Genomic DNA, 23,688 nt, shown 5'->3' with positions numbered 1-23,688 from the left:
CCTGGGAGGGGGGCACATGTTCTTACAGAACCGCATCAATAGCTGGATCAGCAGCGTCGCCCCGCACAACGCCCTGCCCTTGCGGATTGAGCTGTGGAATGGCCGCAGCTTCGATTTCTCGCCTGAAGCGCCGCGCGTGACGATCCGCGTGCCCCGCCCGTCCGCCGCGCGCTACCTGCTCTCCCCTTCGCTGGCCAACCTTGGCACCGCCTACGTCGAGGGCATTATCGAGGTGAAGGGCCGCGCCGCCGACATGATCAAGGTGGTCAACGCCCTGGCGCGCAGCTCGCTGCGCCAGACTGGCCGCCTGGGCCGCGTCGTGCGCACCTACCGCCACAGCCGCCGGCATGACGCGCAAGCGGTACGCTACCACTACGACGTTTCCAACGAGTTCTACCAGCAGTTCCTGGATCCGAACATGGTCTATTCCTGCGCCTACTTCGAGCACGGCGACGAGGACCTGGCCACGGCCCAGCTTAAAAAGATCGACCACATCCTGGCCAAGATCCGGCTGCGGCCGGGGCAGACCTTGCTCGATATCGGCTGCGGCTGGGGCGCCCTGGTCATCCGCGCCGCGCAGCAGTATGGCGCGCGCTGCGTCGGCATCACGCTCTCGCAAAACCAGTTCGCGCTGGCGCAGGAACGGGTGCGCGCGGCCGGCCTGCAAGACCTGGTCGAGATCCGGCTGCAGGATTACCGCGACGTGCAGGGCACGTTCGACCGCATCACCAGCGTCGGCATGTTCGAGCACGTGGGGCTGAAACACCTTGTGGAGTACTTCGCAATTATCAACAGGCTGCTGGCGACCGACGGCCTGGCCATGAACCACGGCATCACCAGCACCGATCCCAACAATGGCGAAACCCCTTACGGCGGTGGCGAATTTATCGAAAAATACGTGTTCCCGCACGGCGAACTGGCCCACCTGGGCGAAGTGCTGCGCGCCATGCAGCAGGGACAGCTGGAGGCCTACGATGTGGAAAACCTGCGCCGCCACTACGCCCGCACCTGCGCCATCTGGACCGAGAACTTCGAGGCGCACGAGGACCAGGTGCGCGCGCTGGCGGGCGACAAGCGCTTCCGTATCTGGCACGTGTACCTGGCCGGCTGCGCCTATGCTTTCGAGCAGGATCTGATCAGCCTGTACCAGATCGTCTGCGGCAAAGCCGGCCGCAATCCGGCCGCCATGCCTTGGTCGCGCGGCTACATTTATGCATCAGAAAGCTAAACCATTGCTGGTAAAAGCCGGCAATGAAAAATTCCAAGAACTATGCCCTGGAGGGCTTGCTGGATCTATGCACCACTGACGGTGTTTGCCATCGCCACCGTGGACCCGCTCAACGCCCCGCTCGACGGCCTGTTCTTCGTGGGCGCCTTCCAGCTGATCCTGAAAGAACGCTTGCTGCCGCCGGAGGTCTGGTCCTATTTCCCTTACGCCAGCGGCGCCATTCTGCTGGTATGGGTGGCGGTGGGCGACAACGCGGTGTCGCGCTTCCTGTCCAGCAAGCCGCTGCGCTGGCTGGGGCACAAGTCTTTCTCGCTCTACCTCTTGCACAGCTTCATGCCGGCCTCGGTCGGCATGGCGGTGTACAGCGCCACCGCAGGCATGGATTTCCTGGCGCGCGTCCTGCTGTCCACCGCCGCCGTCCTTGCCAGCTCGGCCGCCGTGTCGGTGCTCTTCGCGCGTTACGTGGACGACGCCTCGGTGCGGATCGCCAACCGCTATGCCCAATTTGCCTACGCGCGCAACACAGCGCGCACGGTTACTTTTGGAGAGTCTTTTACGGCCGGGTGCAAGTAAGATACGGGCAAATCCAGCCTGGGAGTCAGAGATGGGAATACGAGGTTGCTTTGCCGCTGTTCCGCCTGCAACGCTACAAGAACTGCGGGAGGACGAAGACGCTGTGGAAGAGTTCCTGTTCTCCGAGGATGACGATGCGGAGCTCGAGCATTTCATCGAAATCGACAAGGCCTGGCACGGCATCCACTACCTGCTGACCGGCGATGTGGATGGCGGCGAGCCGCCGTACAGCCTGGCGGTGCTGGGCGGCCAGGAGTTCGGTCCGGACCTGGATGGCGGCCCGGCGCGCTTCCTGACGCCGGAGCAAGTGGCGCAAGTGGCGCGTACGCTGGCGGACATGCCAGCCGAATCGCTGGAACCGCGCTACGCGCCGCAGGACATGCAGCGCAAGCAGATTTACCCGGATGTGATCTGGGTGCGCGATGGCGAGGAGTCGCTGCGCTACCTGCAGTACCACTACCGGGAGCTGGCCGCTTTTTACCGCAATGCCGCCGCACGGGGCGACGCGGTCATCCAATGGCTGTCCTGAATGCTGTTTTCGATCATCGCTCGGCGATGCTGCCCGGCTTGCACGCGGCGCCCCTGTTTGAGTTGAGCGAGGAGTAAGGAGCTTACCCATGGATCACAGCCCTGGCCCGTTCCGGGCCGTCGACACATTCCTGCACCTTGGCCCGGCTGGCAGCGCGCTGCCGCTCGAGGTCAACGACGCGTTCTGGGAAAAACTCAGCACCGGCGGCTTGGACCACCTGGGCCCCGGCCGGCTGGTCTCGACCTACGATTTCAGCGCCGACTGGACTGGCTGGGAGCGCCATCCCGCCGGGGAAGAAGTCGTGGTGCTGATCGCCGGTGCGCTCGAGTTCGTGCTGGCGACTGCGCAAGGCGAGCGCACCATCACGCTCGAGCAACCCGGCCAGTTCCTGCTGGTGCCGCGCGGCGTCTGGCACACCGCCAACGTGGCCGCGAGCGCGACCGCCCTGTTCATCACACCCGGCGACGGCACGGAGCACCGCCCACGATGAAGCGCCTGGCTTTTGCCGTCCTCATGCTATGCGCCGCGCACGCTGGCGCCCGCACCAAAGACCCCTTGCCCACCCATTGCCGCGCCGGCGAACATGCGCTGGTCGATGCGTGGTTCGGGCCGCTCGACTATGAGGCCACCGGCATTGAACGCTTCCTGGAGGGTGGGAAACTGCTGTCTCTCTGCGCCGACCGGCGGGAAGAACCGTTCTCGAAAATCGCCTACCGCTACGGCAAGCTGGGCAAGCCAGAGATGGAAGCCATTGCCACGCCGGCCTCCAGGGCAGGCATCTTCAACCGCCAGACCACCCCGCATACCGGCCAGGACATCGTATTTTTCCAAAACGGAGCGTACACCTATTATGTGGTGATCGCCGGCGGCCAAGCCCATGGCGTGACCTTGCTCGCTTTCAAAGGCGAGCAAAAACTGACCGAACGCTTCTCCGGCCTCGACCAAGGCATCGCGTATCAAACCGGCCCTGCGGAGCTGAGAACGTGGGAGCGGCGCAGCCTGTCGCCCGTAACCACCTGGATGCAACCACCGCACCGATTCTGACCCCATGCTGAACTACCGCAACTGCCTGCTCGCGGCCGCCCTGCTGCTGCCCACCCTGCCCGCTTTCGCATCGACCGTCCCCGGCGCCGGCGCCGAACGCCTGGTCGCCATCCTGGTTTTCACCCTCGCCGGGGGCGCCATTGGCGGCATCGGAGCCCACTTCCTGGTCAAGGATAGCACCACCCCCCTGTTCGCCTTCCTGTGGCCTTTGTTGGCCATTTCGTCCTTCATCGTGTTCCTGAACCAGGATCTCGACGCCGGAAATTTCTTCGCCGCCTTGCTGATGTGCGGCATCCCATACCTCGTGACATTTGCGATCGCCGCGGTGCCGTCAGCGCGGCGCGCGCGTGCCTTCCGCCACCAGCTGGGCGCCCAGTACATCAGCCGTCCCAACCTGGTGCCCAGCGATGTGGCACTGCCCCAGCTGCGCGAGATTTTGGCAAAGGAAGTCGAGGCTGAACGGAACGGCGGCGGGCAAGATGCCGACCTGGCCCTGCTGTGCAGCGTCCAGCTGTTCGGCCGCGGCCTGCTGGAAGACGTGTTGCGCATCTGGGCCGCGAAAACCGCCAGCCCGGCGCTTGGCCGCAAGCTCGACGCGCGCCTGCTCTGCGGCGCGGGCCTGCCGGCAACCAAGGCGTTCCTGGCCGCCCAGCCCGGCGCGGAAGCGGCCGAAGCCCTGCGCCACCTGGAACAACGCGAGGAAGCGGGCTACTTTGCCGAATTTTCCACCCAAGCGCACCTGGACAGCTACCGGACCTACTTCGGGCTGGAACCAGCCCAAACCGCGTGAGGGGAACGGTAAGCCTGCGCCACAGAAACCAACGCCAGGCCCGCTGCGCCAGCGACGAGCCGTCCGGCGCTGGGCACGGCTACCTGAGCTTGCTAGCGTAGGTTTTGCGGAACTTGGCCACCTTGGGCGCCACGATAAAGGCGCAATAGCCCTGCAGCGGATGCTGGGCGAAGTAGTTCTGGTGGTAATCCTCGGCCTTGAAGAACGGCGCGGCGGGCGCCAGCTCGGTCACCAGCGGCGCGTCCCACACATGGGCCATCTCGGCCATCACCTGGCGCGCCGTGGCCTCCTGCTCGGGCGACTGGTAGAAAATCACGGAACGGTACTGCGTGCCGACATCGTTGCCCTGGCGGTTCAGGGTGGTCGGGTCGTGGATGGTGAAGAAAATCTCCAGCAGGTCGCGATAGCTGACCTCGGCCGGGTCGAATTCCAGCCTGACCACTTCGGCGTGCCCGGTCTCGCCGGTGCAAATCTGCTCATACGTCGGATTGGGCTGCGCGCCACCCGTGTAACCGGACTCGACCTTGGTCACACCGCGCACTTCCAGGTACACCGCCTCGGTGCACCAAAAGCATCCACCGCCCAGGATTGCCACATCAGCCATATGCCCTCCTCACGTACTGGAAGTATTACTGTAGCGCAAAACTGCGCCCCCTGCTCAAAAAGTGCCGCCTTAGCTAAAATCCCCGTCGCTTTCGCCAAAGGTTAGACTATCGTTCTTTGGCATAATCTCTTTGAAACAAACAGGTCCCGCATGAATACCAGCTCCCCACGCGCCACCGAGCGTGAATTCGACAGTGTCCATTTTCGCCAGGCACTGTCGCAATTTGCCACAGGTGTGACCGTGATTACCACGCGGCTCGCTGATGGCAGTTTCCGTGGCTTGACGGCCAGCTCCTTCAATTCCGTCTCGCTCGACCCGCCATTGGTGCTGTGGAGCCTGGGCAGTGGCGCCAACAGCATGCCCATTTTCAGCGGTAATTCGCACTATGTGATCAATGTGCTGAGCGCCGACCAGGCCCATTTGGCCAAGCTGTTTTCGACCCGTTCGGAAGATCCGTTCGGTACGGTGGAATTCGAGCTGTCGCGCACCGGCCAGCCCGTCCTGAAGGGCGCTGCGGCGTGGTTTGAATGCCACAACCGCAGCCGCTATCCGGAGGGCGACCACGTGATCTTCGTGGGCGAGGTCGAGCACTGCGAGTTCGCCGGGAACGCACCGCTGGTCTTCCACGGCGGCCGCTTCCGTGACTTGTTGGAATGATTGATTTTTTATAATGTTTTTATAAAGAGAGACGTAATGAGCAAAGCCGCATTCCACTGGGACGATCCCCTGCTGCTGAACGACCAGCTGACCGATGACGAGCGCATGGTGCGCGACGCCGCCGCGGCTTACTGCCAGGACAAGCTGCAGCCGCGCATCCTGGAAGCCTTCCGCCACGAGCAGATGGACACCTCCATCTTCCGCGAAATGGGCGAACTGGGCCTGCTGGGCCCGACCATTCCGGAACAATACGGCGGTCCGGGCCTGAACTACGTCGCCTACGGCCTGATCGCGCGCGAAGTGGAACGTGTCGACTCCGGCTACCGCTCGATGATGTCGGTGCAGTCGTCGCTGGTGATGGTGCCGATCTATGAATTCGGTACCGAAGCACAGAAACAGAAATACCTGCCGAAACTGGCCACTGGCGAATGGATCGGCTGCTTCGGCCTGACCGAGCCGAACCACGGCTCCGACCCGGGCTCGATGATCACCCGCGCCAAGAAGGTGGCGGGCGGCTACTCGCTGACCGGCGCCAAGATGTGGATCACCAACTCGCCGGTGGCCGACGTGTTCGTGGTGTGGGCCAAGGACGACGAAGGCGCGATCCGCGGCTTCATCCTGGACAAGGGCATGAAAGGCCTGTCCGCCCCGGCCATCCACGGCAAGTTCGGCCTGCGCGCCTCGATCACCGGCGAAATCGTGATGGACGAAGTGTTCGTGCCGGAGGAAAACGCGTTCCCGGACGTGCGCGGCCTGAAAGGCCCGTTCACCTGCCTGAACTCGGCCCGCTACGGCATCGCCTGGGGCGCGCTGGGTGCGGCGGAAGACTGCTGGCACACTGCCCGCCAGTACACCCTGGACCGCAAGCAGTTCGGCCGCCCGCTGGCGGCCAACCAGCTGGTGCAGAAGAAGCTGGCCGACATGCAGACTGAAATCACGCTCGGCCTGCAAGGCTGCCTGCGCCTGGGCCGCATGAAGGACGAAGGCAGCGCCGCCGTCGAAATCACCTCCATCATGAAGCGCAACTCCTGCGGCAAGTCGCTGGACATCGCCCGCGTGGCGCGTGACATGCTGGGCGGCAACGGTATCTCCGACGAATTCGGCATCATCCGCCACATGGTGAACCTGGAAGTGGTCAACACCTACGAAGGCACGCACGACATCCACGCCCTGATCCTGGGCCGCGCGATGACCGGCATCCAAGCCTTCCAGTAAAAAAAAATGGGGACGTACCCCATTAATTTTTAGCCGCTGACGCAGTGGGGACGCCCGGAAAAAAAATGGGGTACGTCCCCATTTTTTTTGCTAGAAGCGGTAGCCGAGGGCGAGGCTGATGGCGGTGGGGTCGATCTTGATCGGGAGCTGTTGGCCGCTGTTGAAGTGGGCGCTGGTCTTGAGCTTGCTCTTCACCAGCATCAGGTCGGCGAAGAGGCGCTCGCTAAGCTTGGCCGATACGCCGAGCGCGAGGCAGAGCGTGTGCTTGGAGTCGAGCGTGTAGGTGCTGGGCGGGCCGCCGGGATTCATCATGGACGTCATCTGCGCGGAGCCGGTCTCTTTCTGGAAGTAGACGTAGCTGTAGCCCAGGCCGAGATAGGGCCGCACCGTAGCCGCCGGGCCGAACAGGCGGTAGTGCAGGAAGGCGGTCGGGGGCAGCACTTCGGAGGTGCCGATCTGGCCGATGCCTTCCACGCTGCCGGCGCCGTACAGCTTGTGCTCGTAAGGCACGCCGAGCAGCACTTCCGCGCTGAGCTGGTCGCTCAGCATATAGCCAATGGTGAGGACGGGCTTGGTGTCCGGCCCGACGTCGCCTTTGATGCCAGGCTTGGCGGGCGCGCTCATCTCGCCGGAATTAACGTGCGGCGTGATCTTGTTGGCGCCCAGCTTGAGCAGCCAGTCGCCTTTGGCTTGCGCCTGCGCGTCCGGGGCGGCGCCCAGCGTCGCCGCCGTGGCCAGTGCCAGGATTGCGCAGTGGATGCGTTGCGTCATGGTGCGTCCTTTCCCGTTTTACAGCCAGCCTTTGGCGATCATCTTTTCGGCCACCTGGCGCGCCAGCAGCCATTGCAGGTAGGGCGTGGGGTTGACCAGGTCGGCGTAAGCGTAGTGGCTGACGTCGCCGGCTTTCAGGTTGCTGCCATTGCACACCAGGGCGCTGCCCAGCGGGTTTTTGGCGGGGCTCAGGTCGCAGGCGGTTTCCCGGTTGTTGGTCAGACCGTAGGGCGTGGGGTTGCTGAACTGGTCGCGGCTGTTGGTGAAGGCGTCGATCAGCAGCACCTTGCCTTCGCCGGCGAACCCGGCGGCCAGCGTGTCGTTGAAACTCTTCACGATGGTGTCGATCAGGGCGCGGATGGCGGCCGGCTGCGACTGGCCGGCGGGCGAGCTGGAGACGTCCGGCATATTGATCACGGCCACGTAGTTGGCGCCATTGCCGAGCAACTGCCCTTTGACGATGCTGACCACTTCGCCTGCGGTGCGCGTCATGCTTTGCACCAGCAGCGGTCCTTGCGCGGCGGCGTAGGCGTTGCCGGCGGCGCTGCCGGCCGCGGCGGCCTCGGCCTGCGCCTTGGCGGCCATCGGCCCGAACACGGCGGGCGAGGCGGCGCCGCTATTGCCGGCCAAGACGGCGGCGTTCACGCCGGCCAGCACAACACTGTTGTCGTCGCTGCCGGGCCGGGCTGCTTCGGCGGCGATGGCGGCGCCGATGGCTTGCGCGGCGCTGCCCGGGTCGCTGGCGCCGGCGGCCAGCTGGCTGGCCAGGCTGGTGGCGAAGGCGGTGCGGCCGGCACTCGAGCCGGCAGCGCTGGCGTTGGCGGACAGCTCCGTCAGGCCGAACATCAGGTCGATATTGCCGATCGCGACAAAGACAATTTCATCGCCCTTGAATTTGCCGCCGACCTTGGCCAGGTGGTTTTGCACCTGGGAGGCAAAAGGCCAGGTCAGCGCGCCGAGCGGGCTGCCGGTGGCTTTGTGGCCCTCGCCGACCGGGTGCGCCACGCGCGCCCCGCCCTGCGCATAGGCGAAGCAATTGGGCTGGGCCTGCACCGCCACGCTGAAGCCCAGGGCGGGATCGCCGTCGAGCCCGGTCACGGCGGGGCACGGCGCGGGCAGGCCCAGTTGCGTGGCGATCAGCTCTGACCAATTCTTGCCCGTCAGCGCGGGATAGGTGGCGCTGTTGTTGCCGTTGATGGTGAAGGTGCCGCCGCCCATGGCGGCAATCGCGCCGACCTTGTAGGTGCCAACGTCCGAGATATTGTCGCCGAAGGAGACCTGGGACGAGAACTTCAGCCGCGGGCTTTGTTCGCCGGGGCGCGGGCCGTTCCCGCCGCATGCGGCAAGCAGTGCCGCTGCCATGCTGCACATGGCGAATATGGGGTGGCGCATTGGGTCTCCTGAGGGATTGCTCAGCCAAACCAATATGCCAGCGCTTGAATCTTAGTTACAAGCGGATTCTTCGTGACTGTCGTTGCCGCGCATCATGCCGCTTTGCCCCTTATAATTCCTGCAATGAAAATCCCTCACCTGCTCCTCGCCCTGGCCAGCGCCGGCGCGCTGTACGGCGCGCCCGCCCGCGCTGACACCATCACCTTCACGCCTGCGCAGTTGCAGCAGGATTTGCAGTTCGTGCGGCAAGCCATCGAGGACACGCATCCCGAACCGGCCTTGCGTTCCGGCCAGGCGGCCTATGAGCAGGCCTTCGCGGCGGCGCGGGAGCGGCTCAAGCAGCCGCTCTCGCGCGACGAGGCATGGCGCGCGCTGGCCGCGATGAACCCGGTCTTCAACGATGCCCACCTGGGCGTGGTCTTGCCGGACTGGCGCGCTGAAACGCGCGCGCACCTGGCGGCGGGCGGCAAGCTGTTCCCGTTCGAAGTGAGTATCGACCGCCAGGGCCGCCTGGTCATCGTTGCCGCACTGGGCGGCGGCGCCTCGGCGCTGGCGGGACGCGAGGTCGAGACGATCAACGGCGTGCCGGCGGCGCAGGTGCTGGCCAAGCTGGGGGCGCTGGTGCATGGCGATACCCCAGGCTTCCGCAACAAGCTGCTGGAGCGCCGCCTGTGGCTGTACTACTGGAAGACCTATGGCGCGACGGACAGCTTCACCTTGGGCGTCGGTGGCAAGGCGCTGAGCGTGCCGGCGGCGTCGGCAACGCCTGTTGTCATGCAGGGCGATACGGCGTTCGAGCAAACCTTCCAGTTCCGCCTGCTGCCTGGCGGCGTGGGCCTGCTGACAATCAACGCTTTTTCCTGGCCGGACAAGCAGCAGTTCTACGCCTTCACTGAGCGCGCCTTCACGACGCTGCGCGATGCGGGCGCGCAGACCTTGCTGATCGATATACGCGAGAACGGCGGCGGCGATGACGATATGTGGAAGACCGGCATCCTGCGCTACATAGCGGACAAGCCTTACCGCAACGGCTCGAGCTACGTGAAGAAAGTGCTGGAGGGACGCGCCGGGCCAAACGAGAAAGTGGGCGATGTGGTGCATGGCGCCGTCGACAGCTGGGTACAGCCAGAACCCGCGCATCCGTTGCGCTTCCGTGGCAAAGTGTATGTGCTGGTGGGGGATATGACTTACTCGTCGGCCATCCTGTTCAGCAACACGGTGCAGGACCATGGCTTTGCAACACTGGTCGGCGCCGGCGGCTACGCCTACGTGCGCCAGACCGGCGGCACGCAGAAGCAGCACGTGCTGCCCAACACGAAACTGGAAGTGGTGGTGCCGCGCTTCGTACTGGACCGACCTTCCGGCAAGCGCGCGCCGGCGCTGCTGCAGCCCGATATCGTGCTGGCGGACGATCCTGCCGACCGCTCGGCGCTGGTCAATGCCTTGCTTAAGCAGCTCCCTGGCCCAAACAAATAACTTCCGGGCTGGCGACCTTACCAGCTTAATGCGTGGCCAACGCCTCGGGCCTGGCCAGCAGTGCGTCGAAGTAGCGGCGCGCCGCCAGCAGGCAGGGGGCGCCGGCCATGCGGGCGTGGTAGCCCTCTAGCATCAGCTCCTGTGCGCTGCGACCGGACTTGGCCGCCTCCTCCTGCGCCCTGTGCGCCAACTCGTCGCGGATCAGGGCGAAGGCGCGGCGCGGCAGGCCGAAGTCGTCGGGCGCGTCTTGCTCTTCCAGGTCCACCAGCGTGGGCGGCGCGCCGCGCTGGGCGAAGTATTGCGCCGCCTCGGTGGCGTTGAAAAACGGTACGGACGGGTCTTTGCTGCCGCCGCACAGCAACAGCGGGCTTTGCGGGGTGTAGTTGCGCAGGTCGTTCTTCAGCATCCACTTGCGCAGGTTGTGCGCGGGCGTGCAGGCGCCGTCGTCGCAGGGATGGGCCGCCAGGTCCTGCAGGTAGGCTTCGCGGTAGCTGGTGCGCACCAGGTGCGGGCTGCTGAAGTAGGCGGCGGCGCCGCTGGCTTGCGGCTGCGAATCGCGGGCGAACAAGGCGCGCCTGGGCAGCTTGCCTTGCTTGACCAGTTCCTTCGGCTTAAGGCTATTCGGCAGCAGGCTTTCGATGCCGCTGGCGTACTGGCTTTCGTACAGTTCTTCCGGCCTGCTGTAGATGGCGGCGCCGGCGCGCTGGGCGGAGGTGGCGATCAGCGGCAGGTAGAGGGTGATGCCGGCATTGGGCTGGCCGCCGAAGACGGTGTCGGCGAAGCGCGCCATGGCGTAGGGGCCGGACAGGCCGGCGGTGGCGGTGACATTGAACTCGCTGCCTTGCTGCATGGCGCGCTGGGTGGCCAGCGCGACGTGGCCGCCTTGCGAGTAGCCGGCCAGGAATAGCTGCGGGCCGGGCTGGATTTTCAGCTTCTGCATCGCGGCGCGCGCGGCGCGCAGGGCGTCGATCATGTCGGCAGCTTGCTGCTCGGCGTTCAGGTAGGGGTGGTAGGGTAGCGAGGAGCCTTCGTATCCCGCGTAATTGGGGGCGACCACGATGTAGCCCTGGGCGGTGAAGAGCGCAGCCACCAGCTTGGCCTCGCCGCGCAGGCGCGCCATATTGTGGTCTTTGGCGATGGCGGTGCCGTGGGCGTACAACAACACGGGGCGCGGGCCCTGGCAGAGCGGGTCGCTGCCGGAGGGCAGGATCAGGGCGGTGCTGGCGTCGGTCGCTTCGCCGCTGCCGCCGATGGTGCTGTAGCGCAGGCTGTAGGTGGTGATGGTGCAGCGCGGTTTGCCGGCCACGTCGGCCAGGGCGTCGCCGGCCTTGTCCAGCGCTTCGGCCAGCATGGCGGGGGCGATGCGTTTAGAGGTCGAGAAGATGCCGGTCTCAATGCGCGATAGCGTAGGGCCTGCGAGCAAGCTGCCGCGTTCCGGCGCGGACAGCATGGCGCGCGCGCCGGAGGAGGATTCGGCAGCGGCGGCGAACGGCGCCATGGCCAGCAAAGCTGCGGCGAGGGCGAAGGCTGCCGACGTGGCGCGGGTGGCGGCGGGAACGGCGACCGTGGCGTGGGATGTCATGTGCGCGTCCATCACGACGGATGCTGGCACGTCGGCGCGCACGCTGCGCGCCGGGGCGTAGGGCAAGTTGCGGGACATGGCTGCCTCCTCGCTTGCGCAGGAGACAGGTTGCCCCGCTGCGCTTACGTTTTCAGGAAACGTTCAATGATGCCGGTCGAACCGAAGGCGGCGCGGCGCAGGCGATCGTTGACGCCCAGCCAGGCATCGCCGGTCGGCGGCGCTTCCACCAGGATCAGCTCCACCTGCTGCTGGTCCATCGCGCGCAATGCGGCATACACACCATAAGCATACCCCTTTGGCTCGGCAGGCAGCGCGACATTTGGATGAGCGCCCGGGAAGGGCGTGTAATGGATCAGCGCGGCACACCGCCCTTGCAGCTTGAGTTGCGCAAGGGTTTTTTCAATGTCGCCAGTCGGCAACAGCGCGACCGGTGCCTTGGGCGCGTAGTGCGATTCAAGCGTGCCGGAGGCGCGCGGCGCGGCCTGGTCCGGCTGGCGCGGCATGACCCCGATCACGTCGGCGATCTGCTGCGCGCTGATGTGGCCGGGGCGCAGCAGCACCGGGCCATGGGTGGCCAGGCGCGACAGGTCGAGGATGGTCGACTCAATGCCGACCTGGCTGGAACCGCCATCGAGCACCGAGTCGATCACATTGCCCTGCCCCACTTCGTCGTGGAACTCGTCGCGCACGTGCTGCGCGGTGGTCGGGCTGACGTTGCCGAACTTGTTGGCCGATGGCGCGGCGACGCCGCCCTTGCCGCCCTTGAAAGCTTGCAGCAGCTGCATGGCGACCGGGTGCGAGGGGCAGCGGATACCGACCGTATCCTGGCCGCCGGAGACGGCGTCGGGAATGTGGGTATTGCGCTTGAGAATCAGGGTCAGCGGGCCGGGCCAGAAGTGCTGCACCAGCGCGCGCGCTGCGTCCGGCACCTCGCTGGTCCAGTAATCGATATCGGCGCCCGGGGCGACGTGCACGATCACCGGGTGGTCTTGCGGGCGCCCCTTGGCGGCGTAGATTTTGGCCACGGCCGCCGGGTTTTCCGCGTCCGCACCAAGGCCGTACACGGTCTCGGTGGGGAAGGCGACCAGCGCGCCCGCCTCCAGCGCCGCAGCGGCTGCGGCGATGTCGGCGGGCGCGGCCGCGGCTGCGGCCAGGGCGCGGGATGCTGCGTCGGTCATGGTTCGATACCCAGGATGGCGCAGGCGGCGTTGAGGTGCTGCTGCGCTTGCGCCAGCGTTGGGGCGACGAAAGTCAGGTGACCCATCTTGCGCGCGCGGCGTGGTTCTTCCTTGCCATACAGGTGCAGGTTGGCGCCTGGCAGCGCCAGCACCTTGTCCCACGCCGGTTCGCGTACATCATCGCCCTCGCCTTCGTACCAGATGTCGCCCAGGATATTCAGCATGACCGCCGGCGAATGCTGGCGCACATCGCCCAGCGGCAGGCCGGCCATGGCGCGCACCTGCTGCGCGAACTGGCTGGTGACGCAGGCGTCGATGGTGTAGTGGCCACTGTTGTGCGGACGCGGCGCCATTTCGTTCACGACCAGCGAACCATCCGCCAGCACGAAGAACTCGATGCACAGCACGCCCACATAGCCCAGCTCAGCCACCAGCGCTTGCGCCGCATGCTGCGCCTTGGCGGCGCAGTCGGCGGTGATGTTCGGTCCCGGCACGGTGGTGGTGAACAGGATACCGTCGCGGTGCACGTTCTCGGCGATCGGGTAGACCACCGAAGAACCATCTGCGCCGCGCGCGGTCAGCACGGACACCTCGTACGCCAGCGGCAGCATTTTCTCCAGCAGGCAGGCGACCTTGCCCATGGATTGGAAGGCGGCGCGCACCTCGTCGCGCGACTTGACGCGCACCTGGCCCTTGCCGTCGTAGCCCATACGGACCGTCTTCAGGATACCCGGCAGCAGGTCTTCGCTGATGGCGTCGATGTCGGCGTCGGTCGCGATGACCTTGTGCGGCGCCGGCAGTACGCCCGACTTGGCAGCGGAAGCGACGAAGAAAGCTTTCTCCGCGATGCGATCCTGCGCCACGGACACGCCGTGCGCATTCGGCGCCACGAAAACCGATTGCGCCAGGCGCGACAGGCTGTCGGCCGGCACGTTCTCGAACTCGGTGGTCACGGCCACGCATTGCGCAGCCAGCGCATCCAGTCCCGCCACATCGCTGTAGCCGGCCTGGATCAGACGATTGGCAGCCTGCCCCGCAGGGCAGTCCGCTGCCGGCTCCAGCACGGCCACGTTGTAGCCCATGCTTTGCGCGGCGTGCGCGAACATGCGGCCAAGCTGGCCGCCGCCCATCACGCCCAGCCACGCCGGAGGGTTCTTCACATTACTCATACTGGCAATACCATTGCTTTAGCAGCGGCGGTCTGGGAAGCGCGGAATTCTTCCAGCTGGCCCGCCAGGGTGTCGTCGGTGGTGGCGATGATCGCCACGGCGGTCAGGGCCGCGTTGGCGGCGCCAGCCTCGCCGATGGCGAAGGTCGACACCGGCACGCCCTTCGGCATCTGCACGATGGACAGCAGCGAGTCCTCGCCGCGCAGGTATTTGGACGGCACCGGCACGCCCAGCACCGGCACAATGGTCATGGCCGCGACCATGCCCGGCAGGTGGGCCGCGCCGCCGGCGCCGGCGATGATGACACGCAGGCCGCGCTCGCGCGCGCTCTTGGCGTAGGCATACATTTCGTCCGGCATGCGGTGGGCGGAAATCACTTGCGCCTCGTACGGCACGCCGAATTGGCTCAGCACATCAACGGCGTTCTTCATCACGTCCCAGTCCGAGGACGAACCCATGATGATGCCGACCAGTGGTTTGATGTCGGACATGGCTTAGTCCTTCAGCTTTTCGCCGGTCAGGCGTTCGATGGCTTCGAAGTACTTGGCCTGGGTTTTTTCGATCACGTCGGCCGGCAGGGCTGGTGCTGGCGGGGCCTTGTTCCAGTCCTTCAGGGTTTCCAGGTAGTCGCGCACGAACTGCTTGTCGTAGGACGGGGGCGAGATGCCCGGACGGTAGGAGTCGGCTGGCCAGAAGCGCGAGGAATCGGCCGTCAGCACTTCGTCCATCAGGTGCAGCACGCCGTTGTCGTCCAGGCCGAATTCGAACTTGGTGTCGGCGATGATGATGCCCTTGGTGGCGGCGTAGTCGGCAGCGGTGGTGTACAGCTGGATCGCGATGTCGCGGATCTTGGCGGCCAGTTCGGCGCCGATTTTCTTTTCCATCTCTTCGAAGGAGATGTTTTCGTCGTGCTCACCCAGGTCGGCTTTGGCGGCCGGGGTGAAGATCGGGGCTGGCAGCTTGTCGGCTTGCTGCAGGCCTTCCGGCAGCTTGATGCCGCAGATGGAGCCGGTGCTCTGGTAGTCTTTCCAGCCGGAGCCGATGATGTAGCCGCGTACAACCGCTTCCACCAGGATCGGCTTCAGGCGCTTGGCGACAACCGCGCGGCCTTTCACTTGCTCTACTTCGTCTTGCGCCACGACGGACTCTGGGCTTACGCCGGTCAGGTGGTTAGGGACGATGTGGCCCAGTTTCTCGAACCAGAAATCGGTCATCTGGTTCAGGACCTTGCCTTTGCCAGGGATCGGTTCGTTCATCACGACGTCGAAGGCGGACAGGCGGTCGGTGGTGACGATCAGGATCTTGTCGTCGCCAACGGCGTAGTTGTCGCGCACTTTACCGTGGCCGAGCAGGGGGAGGGATTTGATGGAGGTTTTGTACAGGCTGTTCATGGCGGGGCTATCTGAGATTTTTAAACCCGGTAAACCTGGGTCTGACCCAAGGGTCAGACCCTGTATGACGCGGCGGTCGCGGGCCGAGGGTCTGACCCTTGGGGTCGGACCCTGCTTTACCGGGGTTGATTACTTAACGATCTGGGCCAGCTCACCGGCCTTGTAACGCTCAGCCATCTTCTCCAGCGAGATCGGCTTGATCATCGACGCACGGCCTTCGCAGCCGAACGACAGGAAGCGCGCCTTCACAACTTCTTCCGCAGCAGCACGGGCCGGCTTCAGGAAGTCGCGCGGGTCGAACTTCGATGGGTTCTCGAACATGTACTTGCGCACAGCAGCGGTCATGGCCAGACGGATATCGGTATCGATATTGATCTTGCGCACGCCGTGACGGATGCCTTCCTGGATTTCTTCCACAGGCACGCCGTAGGTTTCCTTCATATCACCGCCGAATTCGCGGATGATCGCCAGCAGTTCCTGCGGCACGGAGGAGGAACCGTGCATCACCAGGTGGGTGTTAGGAATGCGCGCGTGGATTTCCTTGATGCGGTCGATCGCCAGGATATCGCCGGTTGGCTTGCGGGTGAACTTGTAAGCACCGTGCGAAGTACCGATCGCGATAGCCAGCGCATCGCACTGGGTCTTCTGCACGAAGTCGGCAGCCTGCGCCACGTCGGTCAGCAGCTGTTCGCGGGTCATGGTGCCTTCCGCGCCGTGGCCGTCTTCCTTGTCGCCCTTCATGGTTTCCAGGGAACCCAGCACGCCCAGTTCCGCTTCCACGGTCACGCCGATGGAGTGCGAGAACTTCACCACTTCCTTCGACACTTCCACGTTGTACTCGTAGGAAGCGACGGATTTACCGTCAGCCATCAGCGAGCCGTCCATCATCACGGAGGAGAAGCCGGATTTGATCGCGGCCATGCAGACCGCCGGCGACTGGCCGTGGTCCTGGTGCATGACGACAGGGATGTGCGGGTAGGCTTCGATCGCTGCGTCGATCAGGTGACGCAGGAAAGCTTCACCAGCGTACTTACGCGCGCCGGCCGAAGCTTGCATGATCACCGGCGCGTTGACCGCGTCGGCAGCGGCCATGATGGCCTGCACTTGTTCCAGGTTGTTAACGTTGAAAGCCGGGATGCCATAGCCGTGTTCAGCGGCGTGGTCCAGCAGTTGACGCATGGATACGAGGGACATGGTATTACTCCAAACAATAAAGAAATCGTTAGAAACCGCCGCTTAACGCGCGGTGTCGGCGCGGTGGGTGAACTCACCCACTTTCACGATACGCAACGCGTTCGTGCCGCCCACTTTGCCCATCGGCGCACCCCAGGTAACCACAATCATATCGCCCTTCTGGGCGATACCCTGTTTTACCAGCAGGTCTTCGGCGGCGCGCAACACGACATCGGTCGGCGCGTCCTGCATCAGCTGGTGGGTGCAGACATTGCGGTACAAAGCCAGCTTACGCTGGGTGGTGGTGCTCGGCGTGAGCGCAATAATCGGGGTGTCGATATTGTGGCGGCTCATCCACAGCGCGGTGGAGCCGGATTCGGTCAGGGCCACAATCGCCTTCACGCGCAAGTGGTGCGCAGTGAACAGGGCGCCGTATGCGATCGACTGGTCGATACGGGTGAAGCGGGCGTTCAGGAAGTCCGCCTCCTGCTTGTTGTACTCGGACTGCTCGGCCTCGGTGCAGATGGCCGCCATCATTTCCACAGTTTCCACCGGGTATTTGCCGGACGCGGTTTCGGCCGAGGTCATCACGGCATCGGTACCGTCCAGCACCGCGTTCGCCACGTCCGACACTTCGGCGCGGGTCGGCACGGCGTTGAAGATCATCGACTCCATCATCTGGGTCGCGGTGATCGCGATCTTGTTCGACTCGCGCGCCATGCGGATCATGCGCTTTTGCAGCGCCGGCACGGCAGCGTTGCCCACTTCCACCGCCAGGTCGCCGCGCGCCACCATGATGCCGTCCGACGCGTTCAGGATTTCCTGCAGCGCCGGGATGGCCTCGGCGCGCTCGATCTTTGCGATCATCATCGGCTTGAAGCCGAACGGCTCGCCGGCGATATTGGCCAGCTGGCGCGCCATTTCCATATCGGTCGCGTTTTTCGGGAAGGAGATCGCCAGGTAATCGGCCTGGAACGACATTGCAGTCTTGATGTCCTCCATGTCCTTGGCGGTCAGGGCCGGCGCGGTCAGGCCGCCGCCCTGGCGGTTGATGCCCTTGTTGTTGGACAGCTCGCCGCCGATTTTCACGGTGGTGTAGATTTCGGAGCCGACGATCTTGTCGACCACCAGCACGATCAGGCCATCGTTCAGCAGCAGCACATCGCCGGCGCGCACGTCGGTTGGCAGGCTCTTGTAGTCCAGGCCCACGCGCTCCTGGTTGCCCAGTTCGCCGTTCTCGCCCCACTTCGCATCCAGGATGAACTTGTCGCCCTTGGCCAGCTCGATCTTATTGTTCTCGAATTTGCCGATGCGGATCTTCGGACCCTGCATGTCGGCCATGATCGCCACTTCCTTGCCGCATTCCGCAGCCGCCTTGCGCACCAGCGCAGCGCGGTCGATATGATCCTGCGCCTTGCCATGCGAGAAGTTCAAACGGACCACATCCACGCCCGCCTTGATCATTTGGATCAGGATGGACAGGTCGGTCGATGCCGGGCCGATAGTTGCGACGATCTTGGTACCACGTGCCATGAAGGTTTCCTTCGTGTGAGCTTAAAAAAGTTCAAAAGGCGCCTTGCGGGCGCCTTTTACCGTGTTACTGGGCGCGTTGCGCCAGGATTTCCACTGCCGGCAGGGTCTTCCCTTCCAGGAATTCCAGGAAGGCGCCGCCGCCGGTGGAGATATAGCCGATCTTGTCGGTGATCGCATACTTGGCGATCGCCGCCAGGGTATCGCCACCGCCGGCGATGGAGAAGCCTTTGGAATTCGCGATCGCCATGGCCAGGGTCTTGGTGCCCTCGCCGAACTGGTCGAACTCGAACACGCCGACCGGACCGTTCCAGACGATGGTGCCCGCTTGCGCGATTTGCGCGGCCAGCTTGGCGGCGGTTTTAGGACCGATATCCAGGATCATGTCATCGTCCGCCACGTCGGCGACAGCCTTCACGGTAGCGGTTGCGGTTGGCGAGAACTCCTTCGCGCAGACCACGTCTTCCGGAATCGGCACTTGGGCGCCACGGGCAGCCATGATGTCGATGATGGCCTTGGCTTCCGCGACCAGGTCCGCTTCCGCCAGCGACTTGCCGATCTTCAGGCCGGCAGCCAGCATGAAGGTATTGGCGATACCGCCGCCCACGATCAGGTTATCGACCTTGTCGGCCAGCGATTTCAGGATCGACAGCTTGGTCGACACTTTGGAACCGGCCACGATGGCCAGCAGCGGACGGGCTGGCGCGCCCAGGGCCTTGCCCAGCGCATCCAGCTCAGCGGCCAGCAGCGGGCCGGCGCAAGCGATCGGCGCGAACTTGGCGATACCGTGGGTGGTGGCCTCGGCGCGGTGGGCGGTGCCGAACGCATCGTTCACGTACACGTCGCACAGCTTGGCCATTTTCTCGGCCAGCTCATCGGAATTCTTCTTCTCGCCCTTGTTGACGCGGCAGTTTTCCAGCAGCACTACCTGGCCGGCGGCGACTTCCACGCCCTCCACCCAGTTCTGCTTCAGCTCAACCGGCTGGCCCAGCAGCTCGGACATACGCTTGGCGATCGGCGCCAGGCTGTCTTCGGCCTTGAACTCGCCCTCGGTCGGACGGCCCAGGTGGGACGTCACCATGACTTTCGCGCCAGCGCCCAATGCAGCCTTAATCGCCGGAATCGAAGCACGAATGCGGGTATCTTCGGTGATATTGCCCGCATCATCCTGCGGCACGTTCAGATCTGCACGGATAAAGACGCGCTTGCCTTGCAGCGCGTTGTGCGCCACCAGGTCTTCCAGACGGTTGAATTTCAGCATTGGTTACTCAAGGGTCATAATTGGAAAGACCGCTATTTTACCTTAAGCCGCGCCCCCTTACCCGCTTGTTAACCTCGGGTAAAGCCGATATTTAGTTGCCAATACGAAAACTTCAAACCGGTGCCAGGTCTGACATTCGGACACACTCGCAGCACGTTTGATCTATCTCAAACCGCTGGCGCGGATTTGTGCTGGAGCTGGGGCGGGTCTAATAGCGGATTTCGAGGTTGTGCCCGTCCGGGTCTTCGAAATAGCAGGCCAGCGCCAAGCCACGCGCGCCGTATTGGGGTTGAGGCTGGCTACCGGTGCGATCCATATGATTGCCGCCAAAGGGAATACTGCGCTCGCGCAGTTGTGCCATAACGCGCTCGAAATGCGCCGGGTCGACACGGAAGGCAAGGTGCAGGCGCTGGCCAGGCGGCTCGGCCAACAAGTCCAGCGTGAAGCCCGCGCTGACGCGCACGATGTCGAACGGCCCCGCCCTGCCCTCATGCGTGAATCCCAGCACATCCTGGTAGAAGCGAATTGACTGCGCGGGATTGGTAACACGCAGGATCAGATGGTCAATCTCAGCCATGCTTCCTCTCATAGATTTTGCATATTATCTTTGAGATTTCTCAAAGGTGCGCGCAGCGTGTCCGAATGACAGACCTGGCACCGGTTTTGGCACCGGTTTTGGCACGGTCTAGGAGAGCAGCAAGCGGAGGGCGGTGAAGCAGGCCATGCCGAAGATGATGGTCTCGAGCATGTTGCGGCGGGCCAGGTAGTAGGCGATGGCGGCGGCGCCGGCGATCAGCTTGTAATTGTGGAAACTGAATTCGACCGCGCCTTGCGGGTCGAGCAGCAGGTCGGGGCCGATGATGGCGGCCAGGGCGCACGAGGGGGCGTAGCGCAGCATCTCCTGCACGCGTGTTGGGATCGAGACGTGTTCGCCAATCACCCAGAACGAGGAGCGTGTGACGGCAGTGGCCAGCGCCATGGCGAGGATGGTGAGCCAGATTTCGAGGTCAGTCATTGGCGGCCTTGCGTCGTTCGATTTGTTCTTCCACCACCATGGCGGTGATCATGCCGACTATGACGGCGGCCAACAGGCCCAGCTTATACGGCATGTCATGCGCGAGCACGGCGGTGACGGCGGCGACCAGGGCACCCACCAGCGCCGGCCGGGTGGCGACCATCGGGACCGTGATGCAGACAATCGCCAGCGTGCCGGCGAAGCCCAGCCCCCATTCGGCGGGCACGGCGCTGCCCAGGAAAATGCCGGCAATCGAGCCGATCTGCCAGGCGAACCAGTTGGGATATAGCAGGCCGCGCAGGTAGGAGACTTTGCCCTCTTCCGGCTTTTCGCTCGGGTAGCGTTGCAGGAACATGGCGGTGGTCATGTCGCCGGCGCCGTAGCCAAGCAGGAAACGGCGCAGCAGCGGCAGCTTGGCAAAGTGCGGCGCCAGCAACGCGGCGAAAATCACGAAACGCAGGTTGACCACGACGGCGGTCAGGAAGATCACCCAGATCGGGGCGGCGGCAGCAATCAGCGGCAGCGAGGCGAGTTGGGCGGAGCCGGCGAACACAATCAGTGTCATGCCCAGCGCCTGCATCACCGTCAGGCCGGATTTGACCATGGCCACGCCCACGACCAGTCCCCAGGCGCCAATGCCAAACAGGGTTGGCGTGCCGTCTTTCAGGCCGGCGCGCCAGGAGGGTTCGTGGTGGGCCGCGACGTCGGGCTCGCTATCGGGATGACTCATGTGGTGTATTTGCCACGGCTGCAAGATGTGCCGCTTGGGAAAGCCGACATTCTACCGGCAGATTCTTATCATTGCTCGAATGGATTAAAATCGAGCTTTTTGATATAGCGGAGTGTTACAAGATGAGCAACGCCAACCAGCCAGTCGAACTCGATGGTAAAGACCTGCCGGCCCACTGCCCGAATCCGGCCATGCCGCTGTGGTCTACCCACCCGCGCGTGTTCCTGGACTTCAAGCATGGCGAAGCCAAATGCCCTTACTGCGGCACCCAGTACAAGCTGAAGCCTGGCACTGAAGTCGGCCACCATTAATTTATTCCTGGAGCCCGGATGGCACCTCGTAAACATCAGAATGGCAGTGCGGCAGAAGTCGAGGCGGCCTTTTACGATGCCTTGAACCGGGCCGACCTGGAGGCTTTGATGGCGCTGTGGGCGGACGATGAGGAAATCGTCTGCGTGCATCCGGGCGGCCCGCGCCTGATCGGCCACGCGGCCATCCGCGATTCCTGGCGTGCGCTGCTGGAACACGGTGGGCTGCACATCCGCCCTTCCCAGCTGCATGAAACACACAACCTGATGAGTTCGGTGCATACTGTGATCGAAGGCGTTACCGCCGCGAGCGGCGAGCCGGCGCACCTGATTGCGACCAATGTGTACGTTAAGACACCGAAGGGTTGGCGCATTGTGTTGCATCATGTCTCTGTCGCGCCGGGAGCTGTTCCCGTCGATCCGCGCGCTCAAATACTGCACTAGAACAAGGGGGATCGCGCCCGCTGGGACGATCCCAGCCGCGCTATGAACTACATCGCCCCTTTCTGGCTGCCCAGCGGCCATTTGCAAACCATTTATCCGGCGACCTGCATCGCCAAGCCCGATGTGCGTTTCCGGCGCGAGCGCTGGCATACGCCGGATGCGGATTTTATCGATGTCGATTTCGTCGACGGCGAACCGGGCAAGCCTTTCGTGGTGCTGTTCCACGGCTTGGAGGGTTCGTCGGACAGCCATTATGCGCGCGCCTTGATGGCGGAAATCACACGCCGCGGCTGGTCGGGCGCGGTGCCGCATTTCCGCGGCTGCTCGGGCGAGCCGAACCTGGCGCCGCGCTTTTACCATTCGGGCGATTCGGGCGAGCTGGACTGGATCATCCGCCGCATTCATCCGCGCGCGACGGGCAAGTTCTATGCGTGCGGCGTGTCGTTGGGCGGCAACGTGCTGCTGCGCTGGCTGGGCGAGTCGCAGCACCAGGCGGAGTTTGTCGATGCGGCATGCGCGGTGTCGGCGCCGCTGGATTTGGCGCAGGGCGGCAATGCCTTGTCGCGCGGCGTGAGCCGCCTCTACACGCGCATGTTCCTGCAGACGCTGAAGCCGAAGTGCGTGGCCAAGCTGCGCCAGTTCCCGGGCCTGTTCGACCTGGATGCCTTGCTGGCGGCGCAGGACCTGTACGCTTTCGATAATGTGGTGACGGCGCCGCTGCACGGCTACCGCGATGCGGACGATTATTGGGACCGGGCCAGCGCGAAACATGTGCTGACCGATATCACGGTGCCGACCCTGGTGTTGAATGCGAAGAACGATCCGTTCATGCCGGGCGAATACCTGCCGCGCCAGGCGTCGCGCCATGTGGTGCTGGACTATCCGGAGCAAGGCGGGCATGTGGGCTTTGCGACCGGTGGCTTGCCGGGCAGCCTGGATTGGCTGCCGCTGCGCATGCTGAATTTTTGCGAGGCTTGAGGGATGGATGAAATCGTTGTTCAGGCCATGGCGAAGTGGCCGAATGTGCCGCATTGCTACGGTTGGCTGGCGCTCGATGCGCGCGGCAACTGGCGCATGCGCGATGAGCGCGCGCAGCATTTCAATGAGGCCGGCGACAAGCTGACCAATCCAGCGCTGGTGGGCTTCATCACGCGCAATTACCAGAGCGATGAACGCGGCTGCTGGTATTTCCAGAACGGGCCGCAGCGGGTTTACCTGAACCTGGAGGCGACGCCCTTCATTGCACGTACCGATCCGCAGCAAGGCTTCGTGCTGCACACCGGCGCCCCATTGGGCGATATCGATGCCGCCTGGCTGACCGAGGCGGGTGAGCTGCTGCTGCGCAGCGGTGATGTGCTGGCGCAGCTGGATGACCGCGATTTCGCACAACTGCTGCCGCAGCTGGAATTGAATGGACGGCCGGTGGGCGATAACGCCTTGCTGGCCTGGCTGGATGCGGCGGCCAGCGATCCGGCCAGCCTGTCGCCCCTCACCTTGCGCGTGGGTGAGCGCACCGTGCCACTGGCAGCCATGGCGCGCGATGGCGTGCCGCAGGCCTTCCATTTCCAGCGCCAGCCGCAACCTTGACCAAAGGTCAACTCCGGGGCAAGATGCCGGGATAACAACAC

Annotated in this window: 27 protein-coding genes; 13 read left to right on the top strand and 14 right to left on the bottom strand. The window is 64.2% G+C overall.

Annotation, left to right across the window (positions count from 1 at the left end):
• Nucleotides 1–16 precede the first annotated feature (16 nt).
• The 6 genes from GTP41_RS01505 (at nucleotide 17) to GTP41_RS01480 (ending at nucleotide 4,164) form a co-directional block, all read left to right on the top strand.
• On the top strand, nucleotides 17–1,228 hold the full coding sequence (locus GTP41_RS01505; protein WP_161023777.1) for a class I SAM-dependent methyltransferase: 1,212 nt from the start codon (nucleotides 17–19) through the stop codon (nucleotides 1,226–1,228).
• 42 nt (nucleotides 1,229–1,270) lie between these two features.
• Nucleotides 1,271–1,801 (top strand): acyltransferase family protein, encoded by a 531-nt coding sequence (locus tag GTP41_RS01500; protein ID WP_161023776.1) that lies wholly within the window; start codon nucleotides 1,271–1,273, stop codon nucleotides 1,799–1,801.
• A 31-nt stretch (nucleotides 1,802–1,832) separates the two neighbouring features.
• Entirely contained in the window at nucleotides 1,833–2,330 is a 498-nt protein-coding gene (locus tag GTP41_RS01495) for a YfbM family protein (RefSeq protein ID WP_161023775.1), read from the top strand.
• 88 nt (nucleotides 2,331–2,418) lie between these two features.
• A complete protein-coding gene (locus GTP41_RS01490) occupies nucleotides 2,419–2,820 on the top strand; it encodes a cupin domain-containing protein (RefSeq protein WP_161023774.1) in 402 nt (133 codons plus the stop codon).
• Complete coding sequence (locus tag GTP41_RS01485) at nucleotides 2,817–3,374, top strand: hypothetical protein (protein ID WP_161023773.1); 558 nt, start codon at nucleotides 2,817–2,819, stop codon at nucleotides 3,372–3,374. The genes GTP41_RS01490 and GTP41_RS01485 overlap by 4 nt, the downstream gene beginning before the upstream one ends.
• A gap of 4 nt (nucleotides 3,375–3,378) precedes the next feature.
• Nucleotides 3,379–4,164, top strand: coding sequence for a hypothetical protein (locus GTP41_RS01480; RefSeq protein WP_161023772.1), 786 nt, complete (start codon nucleotides 3,379–3,381; stop codon nucleotides 4,162–4,164).
• Between the two features lie 79 nt (nucleotides 4,165–4,243).
• On the opposite strand, the gene msrA is transcribed toward GTP41_RS01480, so the two are convergent.
• A complete protein-coding gene (gene msrA, locus GTP41_RS01475; protein ID WP_161023771.1) occupies nucleotides 4,244–4,768 on the bottom strand; it encodes a peptide-methionine (S)-S-oxide reductase MsrA in 525 nt (174 codons plus the stop codon).
• Between the two features lie 150 nt (nucleotides 4,769–4,918).
• On the opposite strand from msrA, the gene GTP41_RS01470 reads away from it, so the two are divergent.
• Together GTP41_RS01470 and GTP41_RS01465 are read left to right on the top strand one after the other, a co-directional pair.
• The gene (locus tag GTP41_RS01470) at nucleotides 4,919–5,425 is read left to right on the top strand and encodes a flavin reductase family protein (RefSeq protein WP_161023770.1); all 507 of its coding nucleotides are present in this window, start codon (nucleotides 4,919–4,921) and stop codon (nucleotides 5,423–5,425) included.
• 36 nt (nucleotides 5,426–5,461) lie between these two features.
• On the top strand, nucleotides 5,462–6,640 hold the full coding sequence (locus GTP41_RS01465; RefSeq protein WP_161023769.1) for an acyl-CoA dehydrogenase: 1,179 nt from the start codon (nucleotides 5,462–5,464) through the stop codon (nucleotides 6,638–6,640).
• A gap of 90 nt (nucleotides 6,641–6,730) precedes the next feature.
• Here GTP41_RS01465 and GTP41_RS01460 read toward each other — a convergent pair whose 3' ends face one another.
• A complete protein-coding gene (locus GTP41_RS01460) occupies nucleotides 6,731–7,411 on the bottom strand; it encodes an OmpW/AlkL family protein (protein ID WP_161023768.1) in 681 nt (226 codons plus the stop codon).
• An 18-nt stretch (nucleotides 7,412–7,429) separates the two neighbouring features.
• The gene (locus tag GTP41_RS01455; RefSeq protein ID WP_161023767.1) at nucleotides 7,430–8,803 is read right to left on the bottom strand and encodes an SGNH/GDSL hydrolase family protein; all 1,374 of its coding nucleotides are present in this window, start codon (nucleotides 8,801–8,803) and stop codon (nucleotides 7,430–7,432) included.
• Between the two features lie 123 nt (nucleotides 8,804–8,926).
• On the opposite strand from GTP41_RS01455, the gene GTP41_RS01450 reads away from it, so the two are divergent.
• Entirely contained in the window at nucleotides 8,927–10,279 is a 1,353-nt protein-coding gene (locus tag GTP41_RS01450) for a S41 family peptidase (protein WP_161023766.1), read from the top strand.
• Nucleotides 10,280–10,304: 25 nt separating this feature from the next.
• On the opposite strand, the gene GTP41_RS01445 is transcribed toward GTP41_RS01450, so the two are convergent.
• The 11 genes from GTP41_RS01445 to GTP41_RS01395 all read right to left on the bottom strand — a co-directional run bounded on the left by GTP41_RS01445 (nucleotide 10,305) and on the right by GTP41_RS01395 (nucleotide 21,308).
• Nucleotides 10,305–11,939 carry an alpha/beta hydrolase family protein gene (locus GTP41_RS01445; RefSeq protein ID WP_161023765.1) on the bottom strand — a complete coding sequence of 545 codons (1,635 nt, stop codon included), beginning with the start codon at nucleotides 11,937–11,939 and terminating at the stop codon, nucleotides 10,305–10,307.
• Nucleotides 11,940–11,983: 44 nt separating this feature from the next.
• Nucleotides 11,984–13,039: an L-threonylcarbamoyladenylate synthase gene (locus GTP41_RS01440; RefSeq protein ID WP_161023764.1), complete on the bottom strand. Its 1,056-nt coding sequence runs from the start codon at nucleotides 13,037–13,039 to the stop codon at nucleotides 11,984–11,986.
• Nucleotides 13,036–14,199 carry a 5-(carboxyamino)imidazole ribonucleotide synthase gene (locus GTP41_RS01435; protein WP_371867241.1) on the bottom strand — a complete coding sequence of 388 codons (1,164 nt, stop codon included), beginning with the start codon at nucleotides 14,197–14,199 and terminating at the stop codon, nucleotides 13,036–13,038. Before GTP41_RS01435 ends, GTP41_RS01440 begins: the two co-directional genes overlap by 4 nt.
• Before the next feature lie 5 nt (nucleotides 14,200–14,204).
• A complete protein-coding gene (gene purE / locus GTP41_RS01430; RefSeq protein ID WP_161023762.1) occupies nucleotides 14,205–14,699 on the bottom strand; it encodes a 5-(carboxyamino)imidazole ribonucleotide mutase in 495 nt (164 codons plus the stop codon).
• Nucleotides 14,700–14,702: 3 nt separating this feature from the next.
• Nucleotides 14,703–15,599: a phosphoribosylaminoimidazolesuccinocarboxamide synthase gene (locus tag GTP41_RS01425; protein WP_161023761.1), complete on the bottom strand. Its 897-nt coding sequence runs from the start codon at nucleotides 15,597–15,599 to the stop codon at nucleotides 14,703–14,705.
• A 129-nt stretch (nucleotides 15,600–15,728) separates the two neighbouring features.
• Complete coding sequence (fba, locus tag GTP41_RS01420) at nucleotides 15,729–16,793, bottom strand: class II fructose-bisphosphate aldolase (RefSeq protein ID WP_161023760.1); 1,065 nt, start codon at nucleotides 16,791–16,793, stop codon at nucleotides 15,729–15,731.
• 42 nt (nucleotides 16,794–16,835) lie between these two features.
• Nucleotides 16,836–18,305, bottom strand: a complete 1,470-nt coding sequence (gene pyk, locus GTP41_RS01415; protein ID WP_161023759.1) for a pyruvate kinase — start codon at nucleotides 18,303–18,305, stop codon at nucleotides 16,836–16,838.
• Nucleotides 18,306–18,369: 64 nt separating this feature from the next.
• A complete protein-coding gene (locus GTP41_RS01410; RefSeq protein ID WP_161023758.1) occupies nucleotides 18,370–19,563 on the bottom strand; it encodes a phosphoglycerate kinase in 1,194 nt (397 codons plus the stop codon).
• Between the two features lie 208 nt (nucleotides 19,564–19,771).
• Nucleotides 19,772–20,140, bottom strand: a complete 369-nt coding sequence (locus tag GTP41_RS01405; RefSeq protein ID WP_161023757.1) for a VOC family protein — start codon at nucleotides 20,138–20,140, stop codon at nucleotides 19,772–19,774.
• 108 nt (nucleotides 20,141–20,248) lie between these two features.
• Nucleotides 20,249–20,578 (bottom strand): AzlD domain-containing protein, encoded by a 330-nt coding sequence (locus GTP41_RS01400; protein ID WP_161023756.1) that lies wholly within the window; start codon nucleotides 20,576–20,578, stop codon nucleotides 20,249–20,251.
• Complete coding sequence (locus GTP41_RS01395) at nucleotides 20,571–21,308, bottom strand: AzlC family ABC transporter permease (protein ID WP_161023755.1); 738 nt, start codon at nucleotides 21,306–21,308, stop codon at nucleotides 20,571–20,573. Before GTP41_RS01395 ends, GTP41_RS01400 begins: the two co-directional genes overlap by 8 nt.
• 122 nt (nucleotides 21,309–21,430) lie before the next feature.
• On the opposite strand from GTP41_RS01395, the gene GTP41_RS01390 reads away from it, so the two are divergent.
• From GTP41_RS01390 to GTP41_RS01375, 4 genes are read left to right on the top strand one after another with little or no spacing between them, the layout of a single operon-like run.
• Complete coding sequence (locus GTP41_RS01390; protein ID WP_161023754.1) at nucleotides 21,431–21,619, top strand: zinc-finger domain-containing protein; 189 nt, start codon at nucleotides 21,431–21,433, stop codon at nucleotides 21,617–21,619.
• An 18-nt stretch (nucleotides 21,620–21,637) separates the two neighbouring features.
• A complete protein-coding gene (locus tag GTP41_RS01385; RefSeq protein WP_161023753.1) occupies nucleotides 21,638–22,060 on the top strand; it encodes a YybH family protein in 423 nt (140 codons plus the stop codon).
• A 42-nt stretch (nucleotides 22,061–22,102) separates the two neighbouring features.
• The gene (locus GTP41_RS01380) at nucleotides 22,103–23,038 is read left to right on the top strand and encodes a YheT family hydrolase (RefSeq protein ID WP_161023752.1); all 936 of its coding nucleotides are present in this window, start codon (nucleotides 22,103–22,105) and stop codon (nucleotides 23,036–23,038) included.
• Nucleotides 23,039–23,041: 3 nt separating this feature from the next.
• Nucleotides 23,042–23,647 (top strand): DUF2946 family protein, encoded by a 606-nt coding sequence (locus GTP41_RS01375; protein ID WP_161023751.1) that lies wholly within the window; start codon nucleotides 23,042–23,044, stop codon nucleotides 23,645–23,647.
• Nucleotides 23,648–23,688 lie beyond the last annotated feature (41 nt).

Source organism: Pseudoduganella guangdongensis (assembly GCF_009857475.1).
GTDB lineage: Bacteria > Pseudomonadota > Gammaproteobacteria > Burkholderiales > Burkholderiaceae_D > Rugamonas > Rugamonas guangdongensis.
Note: the sequence above shows the minus strand (reverse complement) of the source record. Positions and strands in the feature narration are given on the sequence as shown.